Source organism: Streptomyces platensis (assembly GCF_008704855.1).
Taxonomy (GTDB): Bacteria; Actinomycetota; Actinomycetes; order Streptomycetales; family Streptomycetaceae; genus Streptomyces; species Streptomyces platensis.
The window spans coordinates 6,670,483-6,687,651 of the sequence record NZ_CP023691.1; the positions used below are offsets into that span (position 1 = coordinate 6,670,483).

The 17,169-nt window shown below is 70.5% G+C and carries 12 protein-coding genes; 6 read left to right on the top strand and 6 right to left on the bottom strand.

Annotated features, from left to right (window positions below; all coding sequences use genetic code 11):
• Positions 1-20: 20 nt before the first annotated feature.
• A complete protein-coding gene (locus tag CP981_RS38220; RefSeq protein WP_143658949.1) occupies positions 21-554 on the bottom strand; it encodes a hypothetical protein in 534 nt (177 codons plus the stop codon).
• Positions 555-771: 217 nt separating this feature from the next.
• On the opposite strand from CP981_RS38220, the gene CP981_RS29535 reads away from it, so the two are divergent.
• Positions 772-1,572, top strand: coding sequence for a VOC family protein (locus CP981_RS29535; protein ID WP_085926134.1), 801 nt, complete (start codon positions 772-774; stop codon positions 1,570-1,572).
• A 423-nt stretch (positions 1,573-1,995) separates the two neighbouring features.
• Here the strand turns inward: CP981_RS29535 and CP981_RS29540 are convergent, their stop codons facing one another.
• On the bottom strand, positions 1,996-3,525 hold the full coding sequence (locus tag CP981_RS29540) for a helix-turn-helix domain-containing protein (protein WP_085926135.1): 1,530 nt from the start codon (positions 3,523-3,525) through the stop codon (positions 1,996-1,998).
• Positions 3,526-3,655: 130 nt separating this feature from the next.
• Between CP981_RS29540 and CP981_RS29545 the strand changes: the two genes are divergently transcribed.
• Positions 3,656-4,609 (top strand): DUF1648 domain-containing protein, encoded by a 954-nt coding sequence (locus CP981_RS29545; RefSeq protein WP_244329835.1) that lies wholly within the window; start codon positions 3,656-3,658, stop codon positions 4,607-4,609.
• Between the two features lie 10 nt (positions 4,610-4,619).
• A complete protein-coding gene (locus CP981_RS29550; protein WP_085926137.1) occupies positions 4,620-4,979 on the top strand; it encodes a GntR family transcriptional regulator in 360 nt (119 codons plus the stop codon).
• A 142-nt stretch (positions 4,980-5,121) separates the two neighbouring features.
• Here CP981_RS29550 and CP981_RS29555 read toward each other — a convergent pair whose 3' ends face one another.
• Positions 5,122-6,462, bottom strand: coding sequence for an MFS transporter (locus CP981_RS29555; RefSeq protein WP_244329836.1), 1,341 nt, complete (start codon positions 6,460-6,462; stop codon positions 5,122-5,124).
• A 315-nt stretch (positions 6,463-6,777) separates the two neighbouring features.
• Between CP981_RS29555 and CP981_RS29560 the strand changes: the two genes are divergently transcribed.
• On the top strand, positions 6,778-7,605 hold the full coding sequence (locus CP981_RS29560; RefSeq protein ID WP_085927711.1) for a S16 family serine protease: 828 nt from the start codon (positions 6,778-6,780) through the stop codon (positions 7,603-7,605).
• 38 nt (positions 7,606-7,643) lie between these two features.
• Here the strand turns inward: CP981_RS29560 and CP981_RS29565 are convergent, their stop codons facing one another.
• Positions 7,644-8,525 carry a sigma-70 family RNA polymerase sigma factor gene (locus CP981_RS29565; protein WP_085927710.1) on the bottom strand — a complete coding sequence of 294 codons (882 nt, stop codon included), beginning with the start codon at positions 8,523-8,525 and terminating at the stop codon, positions 7,644-7,646.
• 330 nt (positions 8,526-8,855) lie between these two features.
• Between CP981_RS29565 and CP981_RS29570 the strand changes: the two genes are divergently transcribed.
• The gene (locus CP981_RS29570) at positions 8,856-9,806 is read left to right on the top strand and encodes an SDR family NAD(P)-dependent oxidoreductase (RefSeq protein WP_085927709.1); all 951 of its coding nucleotides are present in this window, start codon (positions 8,856-8,858) and stop codon (positions 9,804-9,806) included.
• An 82-nt stretch (positions 9,807-9,888) separates the two neighbouring features.
• On the opposite strand, the gene CP981_RS29575 is transcribed toward CP981_RS29570, so the two are convergent.
• The gene (locus tag CP981_RS29575; protein WP_085927708.1) at positions 9,889-10,362 is read right to left on the bottom strand and encodes a carboxymuconolactone decarboxylase family protein; all 474 of its coding nucleotides are present in this window, start codon (positions 10,360-10,362) and stop codon (positions 9,889-9,891) included.
• A gap of 440 nt (positions 10,363-10,802) precedes the next feature.
• Between CP981_RS29575 and acnA the strand changes: the two genes are divergently transcribed.
• Complete coding sequence (acnA, locus tag CP981_RS29580) at positions 10,803-13,517, top strand: aconitate hydratase AcnA (protein WP_085927707.1); 2,715 nt, start codon at positions 10,803-10,805, stop codon at positions 13,515-13,517.
• A 148-nt stretch (positions 13,518-13,665) separates the two neighbouring features.
• Here acnA and CP981_RS29585 read toward each other — a convergent pair whose 3' ends face one another.
• Positions 13,666-17,073, bottom strand: coding sequence for a GH92 family glycosyl hydrolase (locus tag CP981_RS29585; RefSeq protein WP_107429594.1), 3,408 nt, complete (start codon positions 17,071-17,073; stop codon positions 13,666-13,668).
• Positions 17,074-17,169 lie beyond the last annotated feature (96 nt).

A 17,169-nucleotide genomic window follows, 5' to 3' on the forward strand; every position in this document is an offset into this window, starting at 1 on the left:
GCGTCGGCCCGTTGGGCGCGTCAGCTGTTCGCCTTCCAGACCTGGCCCAGCTTGCACTTGCCCGAGCTCGGCCCCTGGCCGCCGGGGCCCTTGAGGAAGGTGCCGGAGACCGAGGCGGGCCGGGTCTGGCCGGCGGGCACCCCGCTGACGGAAATCTGCGCCGAGCCGAAGGTGGCGCCGGTCTCGTCGGTGAACTGCACGGTGCCGTTGTAGGTCGCGGTGCCCTGCGAGTTGCCGTTGGTCACGCTCAGCTTGGCGCTCAGCGTCCCGGCCGCGCTGTCGACCTGGCAGTCGGTGATCCGGATGTCCGACTCGGGCGGCGTGGTGGAGCCGGCGGTCGGCGAACCGCCCGTGGTGGTGCCGCTGCTGGTGGTGCTCCCGGAGCTGCTGTAGCCGCCGTCGCTGCTGCTGTAGCCACCGCTGGAACCGGAACCGGAACTGGAGCTGGAGCTGTGGCTGCTGCCGCAGCCGCCGCCGTGCGAATGCCGGGCCCCGGTCAGCGCGACGACCACCAGTGCACATGCGGCAACTGCGCGGACATGGCGAAACTGCATAGCTATTTCTCCCCCGTGGTGGCGGCCGCCCCCTTGGACGGCCGCCTTGAGCGCGTACCTATACGCGCATTCGATTGGTGATGCGCTCGCCGAGCGTTCTTGACGAGCGCGCGTCAGGCTAGCAAGCGCGGGCACGGACGCCGAATTCCGGCCGACGGGCGAGCGCCGGTGCCGGATGTCAGGCTGACAGCAGAGAGGATCCGCGAAGGGAATCGCCATGATCACTACTGACTTCGTTCCCGGCTCCCCGTGCTGGCTCGACCTCGGCGCCCCGGATGTCGAGGCCGCAACGGCCTTCTACCGGGCCGTCTTCGGCTGGCAAGCCGAACCGCACGGCGGCCAGGACGCGGGCGGATACACCCTCTTCCGGCTGGACGGCAAGGCCGTCGGCGCGGTCGGCCCGCTCACCGAGGCCGGCGCCCGCTCCGCCTGGACGCTCTACTTCCACACCCCCGACGCGGACGCCTCGGTCCAGGCGGTGGAACGGGCGGGCGGCTCGGTCCGTGTACCGCCTGCCGGGGTCGGTACGGAAGACGGGCGGTTCGCCCAGCTCACGGACCCGCAGGGCGCGGACTTCGCCGTCTGGGAACCGGCCAGGTACCCGGGCGTCGAGGCCGCGGACGGTCCGGGCACCCTGGTCTGGACCGAGCTCTACACCACCGATCCCGCCGCCGCGCAGACCTTCTACAAGTCCGTCTTCGGCTGGAGCACCCAGGACATGCCGCTCCCCGGCGGCGGTGGCACCTACACCCTGCTCACCCCCGCCGGTTGCAGCGAGGAACGGATGCACGGCGGCCTCATGGGCGTCCCCGCCGACCTGCTCGGCCCCGGCGGAAAGCCGTACTGGCACCCGGTCTTCGGCTGCCAGGACTGCGACGCCACCGTCGGCCTGGCAACCGGCAACGGCGGCACCCTGTCGATGGGCCCCGAAAACGCCGAGGGCGTCGGCCGCCTCGCGGTCTGCAACGACCCTTCGGGTGCGGAGTTCGTGGTACTGACCCCGGAGTCGCCGCTCTGACGGGTGACCGGCCCGACGGCCCACCAGGGCCACAGGATGGAAGCCAACCGCGAGGGTGAGTGGCCTCGTGGTGGCCGGGGCGCCTCTTGGCGCGGCGAGCAGGGCGGGGGCTTACGGATCTCGACCGGGCTGCCGGCAGCGGAGCGGAGTTGTCGCCCCCGACGCAGTGCATGCGAGGCGCAGGCGTACGTCAGTTGACGGATGTTTGATGACCCGTCCGGCGCCGACGGTACCTGGCCTGTCGGGCGGGCCGAGGAGTACGCGGGCGGCACGGTCTACGACCTCAAGGGCGGCAACAACACTCCCGAGCACGGCGTTGACCAGCCCGGTCAGCAATACACGGTGGAATCTGCCGACATGCCGCCGCACCCCCTCCTGGCCCGTATTCACGCAGGTCAGAAAGGGCGCGGCGGCACCCGCCCCTTAGATGTCCCGGAAGATCTCGATCTGCGCCCCGATGGAGTTGAGGCGTTCCGCCAGGTCCTCGTAACCGCGGTTGATGACATAGACGTTGCGGAGTACGGAGGTGCCCTCGGCGGCCATCATGGCCAGGAGGACGACTACGGCGGGGCGCAGGGCCGGGGGGCACATCATTTCTGCGGAGCGCCAGCGGGTGGTGCCGTCCACCAGGACGCGGTGCGGGTCGAGGAGTTTGACCTGGGCGCCGAGGCGGTTGAGGTCGGTCAGGTAGATCGCGCGGTTGTCGTAGACCCAGTCGTGGATGAGGGTCTGGCCCTGGGCGCTGGCCGCGATGGCCGCGAAGAAGGGGACGTTGTCAATGTTGAGGCCCGGGAACGGCATCGGGTGGATCTTGTCGAGCGGGGCCTGGAGCTTGGAGGGGCGGACCGTCAGGTCGATGAGCCGGGTGCGGCCGTTGTCGGCGGCGTACTCCGGGCTGCGTTCGTGGTCCAGGCCCATCTCTTCCAGGACGGCCAGTTCGATCTCCAGGAACTCGACCGGGACCCGGCGGATGGTCAGCTCGGACTCGGTGACAACTGCCGCCGCCAGGAGGCTCATTGCCTCGACCGGGTCCTCGGACGGGGCGAAGTCCACATCGCGTTCGATGTGTGCGGCACCGTGGACGGTGAGCGTGGTGGTGCCGATGCCGTCGACCCGGACGCCCAGCTCCTCCAGGAAGAAACACAGGTCCTGGACCATGTAGTTGGAGGAGGCGTTGCGGATGACCGTGACGCCGTCGTGGCGGGCGGCGGCCAGCAGCGCGTTCTCGGTGACGGTGTCGCCGCGTTCGGTCAGTACGATCGCGCGCTTGGGGGCGACGGTGCGGTCCACCTCGGCGATGTAGGTGCCGTCGGTCGCGGTGATTTCCAGGCCGAAGTGGCGCAGTGCGGTCATGTGCGGGGTCACGGTCCGGGTGCCGAGATCGCAACCGCCCGCGTACGGCAGCTTGAAGTGGTCCATCCGGTGCAGCAGCGGGCCGAGGAACATGATGACGCTGCGGGTGCGGCGGGCGGCCTCGGTGTCCATCGAGTCGAGGTCGAGCTCCGCGGGCGGGATGATCTCCAGGTCGTTGCCGCCGTTGATCCACCGGGTCCGTACGCCGATGCTGCCCAGCACTTCGAGGATGCGGTAGACCTCCTCAATACGGGCCACCCGGCGAAGAGTTGTGCGGCCCGCGTTGAGCAGTGTGGCGCACAGCAGCGCCACACAGGCGTTCTTGCTCGTCTTCACGTCGATACTGCCGGAGAGCCGGCGTCCGCCGACCACCCGCAGATGCATCGGCCCGGCATAGCCGAGCGAGACGATTTCACTGTCGAGAGCCTCGCCGATACGAGCGATCATCTCAAGGCTGATGTTCTGATTCCCGCGTTCGATGCGGTTGACGGCACTCTGGCTGGTGCCCAGAGCCTCCGCAAGCTGCGTCTGTGTCCAGCCACGGTGCTGTCGGGCGTCACGGATGAGCCTGCCGATGCGTACGAGGTAGTCGTCTGCCATGGGGTGACCGTATCTCAGATATGAGATGGATGCTTCATTGCGGCGTGTCGAGTAGTTCTACTACTATGCGAACAATTGAAGGGGAGGTAGAGGGGGAGTTATGAGAAGTGTGCTGCGTTCTGTCCCGCCTTTGACCGGCAGGCTGCGGACCGCCGTTGTCGCCGGTCCCTTCCTTGCCGTGACCGTGGCGTTCGCCGGCATCTACGCGGCGGTGTCCGGCCGGCTGCCCGATCCGCTCGCCACCCATTTCCGGTACAGCGGCCAGGCCGACGGCTTCACCTCGGTGCAGGGCTTTCTGACCGAGTCCCTTGCCCTGTTCCTCCTTCTCGGTGCTGTGGTCGGGTTCTTCGTCCAGGTGCGGCCGGACGCCCCCGAGGTGCCGTGGGTGATCGCCGGCGGCTACGCCCTCGCCGGCTCAACCGGTTACGTCGTCTGTGTGACGCTGCTCAGCAACGCCGACGCGGCCGATGTGTCGGCCATTCGGGTGCCGCAGTGGGAGGTGTACCTCAGCCTGGCCGTGGCGCTGTGCGCCGGGGCGCTGGGGCGGCTGCTCGTCGGCGCGGCACCCGCCGCGCCCCGGCGGCCGCGCGGGGCGGTGTCCCGGCTCGACCTTCCCGCCGCCGCAACGGCCGGCTGGTCGCGCACCATCGGCTCGCCGCCGCTGGCCGTACTGGGCGGGCTGCTGCTCGTCGGCGGGCTCCTCATCGGCCTCTTCGCCGACTGGATCGCGAGCGCGGGCCTGCTGTTCGGCGCTGCCGTGTCCCTGCCGCTGGCCTCGGTACGGGTGACCGTGGACCGGCGCGGGCTGACCCTCGCGCCGGCACTGCTGTCCTCGCGTTGCCGTTTCCGGCGCATACCCCTGGACCGCATCGAGGAGGCCGGCAGCCGGCACATCGCCTGCTTCGCCGAGTTCGGCGGCTGGGGCTACCGCATCCGGGCCGGCCGCAGCGGCTTCGTGCTGCGCTCGGGGGAGGGCATCGTGGTACGGCTGACCAACGGCAGGGAGTTCGTGGTGACGGTCGATGATGCCGCGACCGCCGCCGCACTGCTCAATACGTACACCGACCGCGCCCGTTCGCGGTAAGGAGGCTGAGGTGCTCTTCCGGGTCGACCCCGGGTCGTCCGTCCCGCTCGGCGACCAGATCGCGGCCTCGGTCCGCGGTGCCATCGCCGACGGCACGGTGAACACCGGGGAGCGGCTGCCGGCCGCCCGTGAGCTCGCCGCGTCCCTCGGCGTGAACGTCCATACCGTGCTGCGCGGCTATCAGCGCCTCAAGGAGGAGGGGCTGATCGAACTCCGCCGGGGGCGCGGTGCGGTGGTCATCGGCGCCGCCGCGCCCGCCCGCGCCCGCCTCGGGGAAACCGCCGAGCGGCTGATCGCCGAGGCCCGCCGGCTGGGGCTCTCGGACGAGGAGATCGTGACGGTGGTACGGGTGGGGCTCGCGGGGCGGTGAGTTGACGGGGCGGGGGCGGCGTCACGGCTGAGGGCTGCGCCAAGTCCTCTGCGGGGGCGAGGGGTCGTTGCGTGTCTGCGGCTGTGTTGTGGCTGGTCGCGCCGTTCCCCGCGCCCCTTCCTGGTGTGTCCGTACCGCGACTTCAGTGCGGCTGCTTGCCCGCCTTGCGCTCGCTCCGTTCGTCGTCCGTCGGGGACGGTTCCGGTGCGCGGATGCCGCGTACCTGAGGGGAGAGCAGGGCCGCGGCCGAGGCGAGGACGATCAGAGCGGCGCAGCCGGCGAGGGCGTGGCCGACGCCGATGCGTGCCGCGACCGGTCCGGCGATCAGCAGGCCGAGCGGTGCGAAGGCCAGTGAGCCGAACCAGTCGTACGAGCTGACGCGGGACAGGGCCGCCTCCGGGACCTCCCGCTGGATGGTCGTCGCCCAGAGCACACCGAAGATGTCGGCGGCGATGCCCGAGAAGAACATGGCGAGCGCGATCCACGGCACCGGTGCCCGCACCGCGAGCAGCGCGATCGGGAGGGCCAGCGGGAAGGTGGCCAATACGGCGGTCAGCACCGGCCGGCGTACCCGGAGGCGGGCGGCCAGTCCGGCGCCGGTGACGGTGCCCAGTGCCTGCGCGGCGACGATCAGCGACCAGGACCGTGCCCCGCCCAGCCCGTTCTGGGCCATCAGCGGCCCCAGCACTCCGGCGTTGGCGTTGAGCGCGGCGACCACGACCGAGTACTGCGCGACGACCACCCACAGCCACTGCCGCCCGGCGAACTCCCGCCAGCCGTCCCGCAGATCGGCCCACCCCGACGACGCCGTACGGGCCCGCGCGGGCAGCCGGAGGCCGCGGATCAGCAGCGCGCTCACCACGAATGACGCGGCATTGAGCGCCAGGGCCCAGCCCGCGCCGACGACGGCGACGGCCACACCGGACAGCGCGAGCCCCAGCAGCATCGAGCTGTTCATACCGACCCGCAGCAGCCCGTTCGCCCGCTGTAGCCGCGTGGCGGGGACGAGCAGCGGAATGACGCCGTCCATCGCGGGGGAGAACAGCGCGGTGGCCGTGCCCGCCAGCGCCGCGAGGGCGCAGAGCGCCCACAGAGGGGCGTGCCCGGTCAGCACCATGGCGGCGAGTCCGGCGTACGCGGCGGCGCCGACGAGATCGGTGACGATCATCAGCCGGGAGCGCGACATCCGGTCCGCGATCACCCCTCCGGCCAGGATGAACACCAGCTGCGGCACCGCCTGACAGGCCATCACCAGCGACAGCTGCCCGGGTCCCGCCCCCGGCAGCGCCAGTACCGCGAAGGACAGCGCCACCCGGGCGAAGCCGTTCCCGAGGACCGAGATGGTGCGGGCGGCGGCCAGCAGCACGAACCGTCGGTCGCGCCAGAGAGGCGGATCGGCAGGTGGTGGGGCAGCAGGTGGTGGGGCGGTGGTGGCGGCGGGCGGGGACGGGTGTGGGGGCGCGGGTTCCGGAGTGGCCGTCACGGCGTCAGCGTAGGAGCCGGAAGTCCGTCCGCGTGTGGCAATCCCGCACGGCGGCCGAGAACATGCGGTGCGCGGGGCGCCCTCTGTCGCTGCGGGACTACTGGCGGCCGACTCTGGAGGACCCGGAACTGTGGCTCCAGGAGAAACAGCTGCACGACGCCCGTTCCCCACCCCGACACGAACTGGCCCCCGCACCCGCGAAGTACGCCGGCCGCCCACCCCCACACCGCCCCGACACCGCCCCTCAACCCTGTCACCCACCCACCCCCACCGGCCCGCCTGAACCGGACAATCCCCCTGCCCTAAATTTGCGTTGTGACCCCACAGCTACCCTCCTCCCGCCCCGGGTCCCCGGCCCGCCCCCGTGCCCTTTCGCGCCCCCGTGCCGTCGCGGTCGGCGCGGTGCCCGTCGTGGTGCTGCTGGCCGTCGCGGGGTTCGCGCCGTTGCCGTACTCCGTGGCGCGGCCGGGGCAGACCACGGACGTGCTGGGTAGGCACGGCGGCGGGGAGGTCATCTCGACGAGCGGCGCCACCGTGCGCAAGACCTCCGGGGAGTTGCGGATGGTGGCGATCCAGGCGACCGCGCCCACGGCGGATATCCGGGTGGGGGAGGTGATCGAGGGGTGGTTCCGTACGGACCGGGCGGTGCTGCCGCTGGATGCGGTCTTTCCCTCCGGCGGGTCCGAGGAGGAGATCGCGCAGCACAACGTCGCGGACATGAAGTCCTCGCAGCGGGCCGCGACCACGGCCGCGCTCCGTTTTCTGCACCGGGACCCGGACCGGGTGAAGGTGCGGCTGCGGCTCGACGATGTGGGCGGGCCGAGCGCCGGGCTGATGTTCTCGCTCGGCATCGTCGACAAGCTGGCCGGTGACGGCAGCGGCGGTGAGCTCACCGGCGGCCGCACCATCGCCGGTACGGGCACGATCGACGCCGACGGAAGGGTGGGCGCGGTCGGCGGAGCGCCGCTCAAGACCCAGGCGGCCCGCCGCGACGGGGCGAGCGTCTTCCTCGTGCCGAAGGCGGAGTGCGCACAGGTGCAGCCCGCCCCGAAGGGACTGCGGCTGGTCCCCGTCACCACCCTCAAGAGCGCGGTGCAGGCCCTGCGCGCGCTGGCGAAGGGCGGTCCGGTCCCCGGCTGCTGACCCGGCCGCCCCCGCCTCCTCCGCCCCGGCCCGTTCCGTCAGTCGTCGAGGATGGACAGATCCAGCCGGCTCAGCCGCGCGAGGTCGGCGAGGATATTGATCTCGACGATCTTCCCGTGGGCGAGGGTGAAGCCCATGACGGCCAGCGGCTGCCCGCCTTGCGCCGTGACCAGGCCCGGGGTGCCGTTGACCAGCGCCGGGCGCGCGAACGGGGCGAACCGGGAGAAGGTGAGCGCCTGCTCGACGACCGCGCGTGCTCCGCGGACCAGCTTCGACAGTCCGTCGGGCGCACTACCGGCGTCGGCGCGCAGCACCACATCCGGGTCGAGGACCGCGAGCAGCCCCTCGAAGTCGCCGCCGCGCGAGGCGGCCAGGAAGGCATCGACCACCTCCTGCTGGCGCGCGAGATCGGTGTCCGGCGCCGGGGCGCCCTGGACCCGGCGGCGGGCGCGGCTGGCGAGCTGGCGCGCGGCGGCGGGGGTGCGGTCGACGAGCGGGGCGACCTCGTCGAAGGGCACCGCAAACATGTCGTGCAGGACGAACGCCAGCCGTTCGGCGGGGGTGAGGGTTTCCAGGACGACGAGCAGCGCGAGTCCGACCGAGTCGGCCAGCAGCGCCTCCTGTTCCGGGTCGACGGTGTCCGGACGGCTCACGACGGGCTCGGGGACATGCACCTCCAGGGAGTCCTCCCGCCGTGCCTTGCGCATCCGCAGCTGGTCCAGGCACACCCGCCCGACGACCGTGGTCAGCCAGCCGCCGAGGTTCTGCACCTCGTCCCCGCCGGTCCGGCTCAGCCGCAGCCACGCCTCCTGGACGGCGTCGTCCGCCTCGCTCAGCGAGCCGAGCATGCGATAGGCCACGGCCCGCAGCCGGCCGCGGTTCTCCTCGAAGCGTTCGGCCAGCCACTCGTGGTCGTTCATGGGTCTCATTCCTCCCCGTCGAGCTCCGTCACCGTACTGACGGAGGTCACGGGCCGAATGTGACACGAGGAGTTCGGGGGAGGGGTGGCGGAGCCGCCCGCCCGGCGCGGAGCTGCGTGTCGTGTCGGCCGTCCGTCGACAGCGGACAGCGCGCTGTCGGCGGGATGTCGGTGTCCGTTGGGACCGTGTGGCAGGACGGACGGCACCGGTGAGGAGGGTGCGGTCCCGGCCACCGCCACCGGATCAGCCCGAGAGTGCGGAACCCGCGAGGAACCACCCGGAACCCGCGATCAGTGGAGTGAGGAACCCGAGATGAGTGAGCGATCCACGATGCCCGCCGCAGAAAAGACCCAGGGGTGGGACGTGCACCGGCTCCCGTCCGCCGAGGGCAAGAGCTTCCTGGTCACCGGCGGCAACGCCGGCATCGGGTATTTCGTCGCCGAGCAGCTCGCCGGCACCGGGGCCACGGTCGTGCTCGGCAGCCGCGATCCGGCGAAGGCCGACGCCGCGACCGCGTCGATCCGTGCCCGTGTACCCGGTGCCGAGGTGCGGCACCTGCGGCTGGACCTGGCCGATCCGGCCTCGCTCCAGACGTCGGTGGCCGCGCTCGACCTGGACCGCCTCGACGCGGTCGTCCACAACGCCGGTGTGGCGCTCGACGATCCGCCGCGCCGGGAGACCAGGGACGGTCATGAGCTGATGTTCGCGACCAACCACCTGGGGCACTTCGCCCTGACCGGGTGGCTGGCCCCCCTGCTCGCAGCCACGCCCGGGAGCCGGATCGTCACCACCGGCAGCTTCGCGGCCAAGTCCGAACGCCTGGATCTCGATGATCTCCAGAGCGCCCACGATTACCGGCCCAAGCGCACCTATGGGCGCTCGAAGCTGGCACAGATGCTCTTCGGCGTCGAGCTCGACCGCCGGCTGCGCGCCGCGGGCCGGGCGACGCTGAGCGTGGTCGTCCATCCCGGCGGCGCGCTCGACTCGCTCACCCCTTCCCGCCCGCAGGTCCGGGTCCGGACGACGGCCGAGCGGCTGCGCGGGCTGCCGCTCGGCCTGGTCGTCCAGGGCAAGGAAGCCGGTGCGTGGCCCGCCGTACGGGCGGTGCTCGACCCGGACGTGCGCGGCGGGCAGCTGTGGGGGCCCCGGGTGTTCGGGCTGCGCGGCAGGCCCGTGACCGAGCCCCTCTGGGACCACCTGGCCGACGCCGGCACCGCCGCGCGCCTGTGGACCGCCAGCTGCGCCCTGACCGGCGTCGACCCGGTCCTCGGCCCCCTGTGAGCAGCGAAGCCTGACCCGGCGGGACCCGCAGTCCCGGCCGGCCGTTCCTGGCTGTCCGGCCCGGCCGGCCTGGCAGTCGCCGTTACCCGAACTGCCCGGGCTGGTAGTCGCCGGCCGGCTGCTGGACCATGACGTTCGCCCGGTTGAAGGCGTTGATGAGGGCGATCGCGCACACCAGGGCGGCGAGCTGCTCCTCGTCGTAGTGCTTGGCGGCGTTCGCCCAGGCCTCGTCCGTGACCCCGCCGGCCGCGTCCGCGAGGCGGGTGCCCTGCTCTGCGAGCTCCAGCGCGGCCCGCTCGGCCTCGGTGAAGACCGTGGCTTCCCGCCAGGCCGCGACCAGGTTGAGCCGGACCGAGGTCTCACCGGCGGCCGCCGCGTCCTTGGTGTGCATATCGGTGCAGAAACCGCACCCGTTGATCTGGCTGGCCCGGAGCCGCACCAGCTCCTGCGTCGCGGTCGGCAGCGTCGAGTCCTCCAGGATCTTGCCTGCCGCGACGATGTGCTTGAAGACCTTGCCGATGGTCGGGCTGCTGAAGGCGTCCAAACGGGCGTTCATGATGCTCTCCTTTTTGCCGGTCGGTGCTTGCACACGTACGACGGCCCAGCCCGGCAGGATGTGACATGAGCGCCTGACCTGCGGCTTTCCGCTCGCGGGGCGGCGCGCAGCCCGACGACGGCGGGCACCTGCACTGCCGGTGGGCGACTCCTGGCCCCGACCATTTCCGGTCACTCCACCCGCGGTGGCACGAACCCGGTGGTCACCGGCCTTCAGTGACCACGATCGCATGCTGAGGGCGCAGTGCACCCCGGTCGGGGCATGACCGCGACGCGGCGATGTATTAGAGTTATCTCGACATCGAGATATCTGCCAGAGAGGCGTACCGCTGCCGCGCCAGTAAGGCGTGCCTAACTTAGGCATACCTTAGCGGATGGTCGAGGAGCTGTGACGGCAGCATTGCGGTGGTACGCGCGAATTCATGCATGAAGGAGACTGTCGTGTCGGCGAACAGCTTCGACGCCCGCAGCACGCTGCAGGTGGGCGACGAGTCGTACGAGATCTTCCGGCTGGACAAGGTCGAAGGCGCCGCGCGCCTTCCCTACAGCCTGAAGGTGCTGCTGGAGAACCTGCTCCGTACCGAGGACGGCGCGAACATCACCGCCGACCACATCCGGGCGCTCGGCGGCTGGGACTCGCAGGCCCAGCCCAGCCAGGAGATCCAGTTCACGCCGGCCCGCGTGATCATGCAGGACTTCACCGGCGTGCCCTGTGTCGTGGACCTCGCCACCATGCGTGAGGCCGTGAAGGAGCTCGGCGGCGACGCCGACAAGATCAACCCGCTGGCGCCGGCCGAGCTGGTCATCGACCACTCCGTCATCGCCGACAAGTTCGGCACGAAGGACGCCTTCGGCCAGAACGTCGAGCTGGAGTACGGCCGCAACAAGGAGCGCTACCAGTTCCTGCGCTGGGGCCAGACCGCCTTCGACGAGTTCAAGGTCGTCCCCCCGGGCACCGGCATCGTCCACCAGGTGAACATCGAGCACCTGGCCCGCACCGTCATGGTGCGCAACGGCCAGGCGTACCCCGACACCCTCGTCGGCACCGACTCGCACACCACCATGGTCAACGGCCTCGGTGTGCTGGGCTGGGGCGTCGGCGGCATCGAGGCCGAGGCCGCGATGCTCGGCCAGCCGGTCTCCATGCTCATCCCGCGCGTCGTCGGCTTCAAGCTGACCGGTGAGCTGAAGCCCGGCACCACCGCCACCGACCTCGTGCTGACCATCACCGAGATGCTGCGCAAGCACGGTGTCGTCGGCAAGTTCGTCGAGTTCTACGGTGAGGGCGTCGCCGCCACCTCGCTGGCCAACCGCGCCACCATCGGCAACATGTCGCCGGAGTTCGGCTCCACCGCCGCGATCTTCCCGATCGACGACGAGACCCTGAACTACCTGCGTCTGACCGGCCGCGACGCCAAGCAGGTCGCGCTCGTCGAGGCGTACGCCAAGGAGCAGGGCCTCTGGCTCGACCCGGCCGCCGAGCCCGACTTCTCCGAGAAGCTGGAGCTGGACCTGTCGACGGTCGTCCCGTCGATCGCCGGCCCGAAGCGCCCGCAGGACCGCATCGTCCTGGCCCAGGCCGCCACGCAGTTCGAGCGCGATGTCCTCAACTACGTCTCGGACGCGGACGAGGCGGGCGAGGAGTCCTTCCCGGCCTCCGACTCCCCGGCCGCCGCCAACGGTGTCCCGAGCCGCCCGACCACGGTCACCGCCCCCGACGGCTCGACCTACGAGATCGACCACGGTGCGGTGACGGTCGCGGCCATCACCTCCTGCACCAACACCTCGAACCCGTACGTCATGGTCGCCGCCGCGCTCGTCGCGAAGAAGGCCGTGGAGAAGGGCCTGACCCGCAAGCCGTGGGTCAAGACCACCCTCGCCCCGGGCTCTAAGGTCGTCACCGACTACTTCGACAAGGCCGGGCTCACCCCGTACCTCGACAAGGTCGGTTTCAACCTCGTCGGCTACGGCTGCACCACCTGCATCGGCAACTCCGGCCCGCTGCCGGAGGAGGTCTCCAAGGCCGTCAACGACCACGACCTCGCCGTCACCTCGGTGCTCTCCGGCAACCGGAACTTCGAGGGCCGGATCAACCCCGACGTCAAGATGAACTACCTGGCGTCCCCGCCGCTGGTCGTCGCGTACGCCCTCGCGGGTTCCATGAAGGTGAACATCACCGAGGACGCGCTGGGCACCGACACCGAGGGCAACCCGGTCTACCTCAAGGACATCTGGCCGTCCGAGGCCGAGGTCAACGACGTGGTGGCCAACGCCATCGGCGAGGACATGTTCAACAAGTCCTACCAGGACGTCTTCGCGGGTGACGCCCAGTGGCAGGCGCTGTCGATCCCGACCGGCAACACCTTCGAGTGGGACCCGCAGTCCACCTACGTGCGCAAGCCCCCGTACTTCGAGGGCATGACGATGGAGACCACCCCGGTCTCCGACATCGCCGGCGCCCGGGTGCTGGCGAAGCTGGGCGACTCGGTCACCACCGACCACATCTCCCCGGCCGGTGCGATCAAGGCCGACACCCCGGCCGGTCAGTACCTCACCGAGCACGGCGTCGAGCGTCGTGACTTCAACTCCTACGGCTCGCGCCGTGGTAACCACGAGGTCATGATCCGCGGCACCTTCGCCAACATCCGCCTGCGCAACCAGATCGCGCCGGGCACCGAGGGCGGCTACACCCGCGACTTCACGCAGGACGGCGGTCCGGTGTCGTTCATCTACGACGCCTCGCAGAACTACCAGGCCGCCGGCACCCCGCTGGTCATCCTGGCCGGCAAGGAGTACGGCTCCGGCTCGTCCCGCGACTGGGCCGCCAAGGGCACCGCGCTGCTCGGCGTCAAGGCCGTCGTCGCCGAGTCCTACGAGCGCATCCACCGCTCGAACCTCATCGGCATGGGCGTCCTGCCGCTCCAGTTCCCCGAGGGCCAGACCGCCGAGTCCCTGGGCCTGACCGGCGAGGAGACCTTCGCGGTCACCGGCGTGACCGAGCTGAACGACGGCACCACCCCCCGCACCGTCAAGGTGAGCACGGACAGCGGCGTCGAGTTCGACGCGGTCGTCCGCATCGACACCCCCGGCGAGGCGGACTACTACCGCAACGGCGGCATCATGCAGTACGTGCTGCGCTCGCTCATCCGGAAGTAAACACAGCCGCAAGCAAGCCCCCGCGGTATCAGGACGGGCCGCACTCCCTCGGTCGAGGGGGTGCGGCCCGTCCCTTTGCCGTGCCCGGTCTCAGCGGATCAGGCGGTAGCTGCCGGAGCTCCTCGTAGTTGCCAAGGGGCAACGGGGTTCATGGCGTCCTGAGCAGCTCGATCTCGGCGAGGGTGCCCGGGCCGTCGGGCACCAGCCGGTAGTGCCGGTAGCTGCCCGGCCGGGCGATGCCGAACACCCGCGTCTGCCGGTCCCAGGTGAAGGACTCGGCGTCGCGGTGGTCCAGCCGCGTCCACCGCTTTCCGTCCGGGGAGCCCTCCAGCGTCCAGCCGGCCGGGGCCGTGGCGTGGTCCGCTGAGGTGAGGGTGTAGGACGTGACCTGCGTGGGCCGGGTGAGGTCCACTGGGGCGTCGGTCAGTTCGGCCGCGGTGTCGGAGGTGTTGTCGACGAGCGGGCCGCCGTCGGGGGCGGTGACGTCCTGAGGCGGGGCGGGGACGTGGCTGTCCTTGGTGATCGAGGTGGGGGCGGCGTGCGCTCCGGTGCCCCAGGCGGAGGGCCGGTCGCCCATGGCGAAGTCCAGGGTGCCGCCGCGGGCGAGGAGTTGGTGCGGCAGGGCGGTGGAATTCCAGGGTCTGCCGTTCACCCGGAGGCCCTGGACATAGACATTGCGCGCGTTGTTGCGCGGGGCGTTCACGGTGAGATCGCGGCCGTTCTCCAGATGGACCGTGGCCTTGGTGAAGAGCGGGGAGCCCACCGCGTATTCGCCCTGGCCCATCACCAGCGGATAGAAGCCGAGCGAGCTGAAGACGTACCACGCGGACATCTCCCCGTTGTCCTCGTCGCCCGGGTACCCCTGGCCGATCTCGCTGCCGAGGTAGAGCCGGGACATCGCCTCGCGGACCTTTTCCTGCGTCTTCCAGGGCTGCCCTGCCGCGTCATAGACATAGGCGATGTGATGCGAGGGCTGATTGCTGTGCCCGTACATGCCCATACGGGTGTCGCGGGCCTCGGTCATTTCATGGATGACCTGGCCGTAGGAGCCGGCGAATTCCTTGGACGCGGTCTCCGGCGTGGAGAAGTACGCATCCAGTTTCTTGCCCAGGGCGGTGCGGCCGCCGTAGAGGTTGGCCAGCCCCCGGGTGTCCTGCGGCGCGGTGAAGGCGAAGGTCCAGGCGTTGGTCTCGGTGTAGTCATGGCCCCAGACCCGGGGGTCGAAGCTGCCCGGCGGCAGCCGCCAGTCGCCCCTGGCGTCCTTGCCCTGGAAGAAGCCGACCCGGCGGTCGAAGAGCTTGACGTAGTTCTGGGCGCGGCTCAGGAAATAGGCCGATTCTTCCTTGTAGCGGGGCTTTTTGGTCTTCTCGTACAGCGCCTTGCCCATACGGGCGATACCGAAGTCGTTGAGGTAGCCCTCCAGTGCCCAGGACATGCCTTCGCGGGTATCGGTGCTCGTATAGCCGAGGAAGGGCGCGGTGGTCATGCCCTTACGGCCGACCCCGGGGTGCGGCGGGGCGACGGTGGCGTTCTTGACGGCCGCGGCATAGGCCGCCTCGGCATCGAAATCCACCCCCTTGACATAGGCATCGGCGAACGCCACATCGGAACTCGTCCCGGTCATCAGGTCCGCATAACCGGGCGAGGACCAGCGGGAGATCCAGCCGCCGTCCTTGTACTGCTGAACGAAGCCGTCGACCATTCTCCCCGCGCGTTTCGGGGTGAGCAGCGAATAGGCGGGCCAGGTGGTCCGGTAGGTGTCCCAGAAGCCGTTGTTGACGTACACCTCACCGTCGACGATCTTCGAGCCGGTGCGGGTCGGGGTGTCCTGGCCGACCTGCGGCGAGAACGGGCTGGCGTAGCGACTGCGCGCACCGACCTGCTCGAAGCCGGAGTTGGGGTAGAGGTAAAGCCGGTAGAGGTTGGAGTAGAGCGTGCTGAGCTGATCACGGTTCGCGCCCTCGACCTCGATACGGCCCAGCAGGTCGTCCCACTGCGACTGCGCCCGGTCCTTGACGCCGGCGAAGGACGCGCCGTCGGGGATCTCCCGGGTCAGATTCGCCTTCGCCTGCTCCACGCTGATGAGCGAGGTCGCGATCCGCATCGTCACGGTGCGGTCCGCCCCGGGCTTGAAGCGGAGGTAGCCGGTGACGTCCTTCCCGGCCCCGCCTTCGAGCCGGCCGCCGCCGGTGACCGGGGCGTCGAAGGCGGCGTAGACGAACAGCCGGGTGGCGCCGACGGACAGTCCGCTCTTGACGTCCGAGAAGCCGGTGACGATCCCGCGTTCGGTGTCCAGGCTCAGCCCGCCCTTGCTGTTGACGTTGTCGAAGATCAGGCTCGCCCGGTCGCCGGGGAAGGTGAAGCGCATCAGCGCGGCATGGTCGGTGGGTGTGATCTCCGTCTTGAGGCCGTTGTCGAAGGTCACGCCGTAGTAGTGCGGCCTGGCGGTCTCGTTGTCGTGGTGGAAGGGCAGCGCCCGGCCGGTACGCGAGGCGTCCGGGGTGCCGGCCGCGGCGGACGGCATGACCTGGAAGGTCTGCCGGTCGCCCATCCACGGGCTCGGCTCATGGCTGGCGCTGAACGCCTGGAGGGTGGGGAGATTGTCGGCGTTGTTCTTCCGCGCGTACTCGTAGAGCCAGTCCGCCGAGCCCGCGTTGGTGACCGGGGTCCAGAAGTTGAAGCCGTTGGGAACGGCGGTGGCGGGGAAGGTGTTGCCGCGCGAGAAACTGCCGCTGGAGAGCGTGCCGCGGGTGGTGACGGCGTAGTCGGAGTAGTGGGCGAGCGGTTTGTCCGGGGCCTTGGGCGCGAGGGTGAGGTCATCGATCCAGCCGCGGAAGGCCGGCGCCGTCCGTGGTGCCGCCGGCGCGTCATAGCCGACCAGGATCCGGTCGACGGTCTTGCCTGCGGCGACCGCGCCGATCCGCGCTTCCCGGTTGTTCCACTGATTGGCGTAGAGCGTCTTGGCGGCGGCCTGGCCTTGGGGCGTCAGCGGTGCGCCGTGCTGATCGACGGCGGACAGTTCGCTGAGGTACGTACCGTCGGTGAAGGCCAGATCGACGGCGGTATGGGTCGCCGGGTAGACCGGGTCGCTCTTCGCCATCTCCGGGAAGATCTTGTAGGAGAGCGAAGTGGCCGCGGTGACCGGCAGGTTGACGTCGAAAATCTTGTTGTACGAGTAGCCGCGGCCGGCGGCGGTGTGGGTGCCGGCGTAGCGCAGTGCGTGCCCTCCGGTGAAGCCGGCGTGGGCCTTGGCGGTGGGGGAGTCGCGGGGGCCGGTGTCGGTCCCGGTGTTCATCCCGGGTGTCGCCGGGGTGGTCTCCGGGCTGACGCCGGAGGTCCGGGGCTTTCCGTCGGGGCCGGTCTCGACGGTGTCGGTCCAGTCCGGCTGCGGTTCGCCGGATTCGAAGGAGGAGTGGAACTCCGTTGCCCCTCGGGGCGGTTGGGCTGGCGCGGCCTGGGCCGGGCCGGGCGCGGTGATGACGAGCAGAGCGGCCGCCGCGAGGGCGGCGGGGCGGGCGATCCCCCGCAGTGGACTGTGCCGGTGTCTGAGCCGCACGCGAGCCCTCTCAACGAGATTGACATCGTTGTCAGTTACATGGCGCCGAGATAAACAGAGATAAGTAAGGTGCGTGGGGACTTTGGTGTCAAGGGT

Coding starts and splice junctions, on each gene's coding strand:
- CP981_RS29535 (WP_085926134.1), top strand. CDS start 772: ATGATCACTACTGACTTCGTTCCCGGCTCCCCGTGCTGGCTCGACCTC.
- CP981_RS29575 (WP_085927708.1), bottom strand. CDS start 10,362: ATGAACGCCCGTTTGGACGCCTTCAGCAGCCCGACCATCGGCAAGGTC.
- CP981_RS29570 (WP_085927709.1), top strand. CDS start 8,856: ATGCCCGCCGCAGAAAAGACCCAGGGGTGGGACGTGCACCGGCTCCCG.
- CP981_RS29540 (WP_085926135.1), bottom strand. CDS start 3,525: ATGGCAGACGACTACCTCGTACGCATCGGCAGGCTCATCCGTGACGCC.
- CP981_RS38220 (WP_143658949.1), bottom strand. CDS start 554: ATGCAGTTTCGCCATGTCCGCGCAGTTGCCGCATGTGCACTGGTGGTC.
- CP981_RS29565 (WP_085927710.1), bottom strand. CDS start 8,525: ATGAACGACCACGAGTGGCTGGCCGAACGCTTCGAGGAGAACCGCGGC.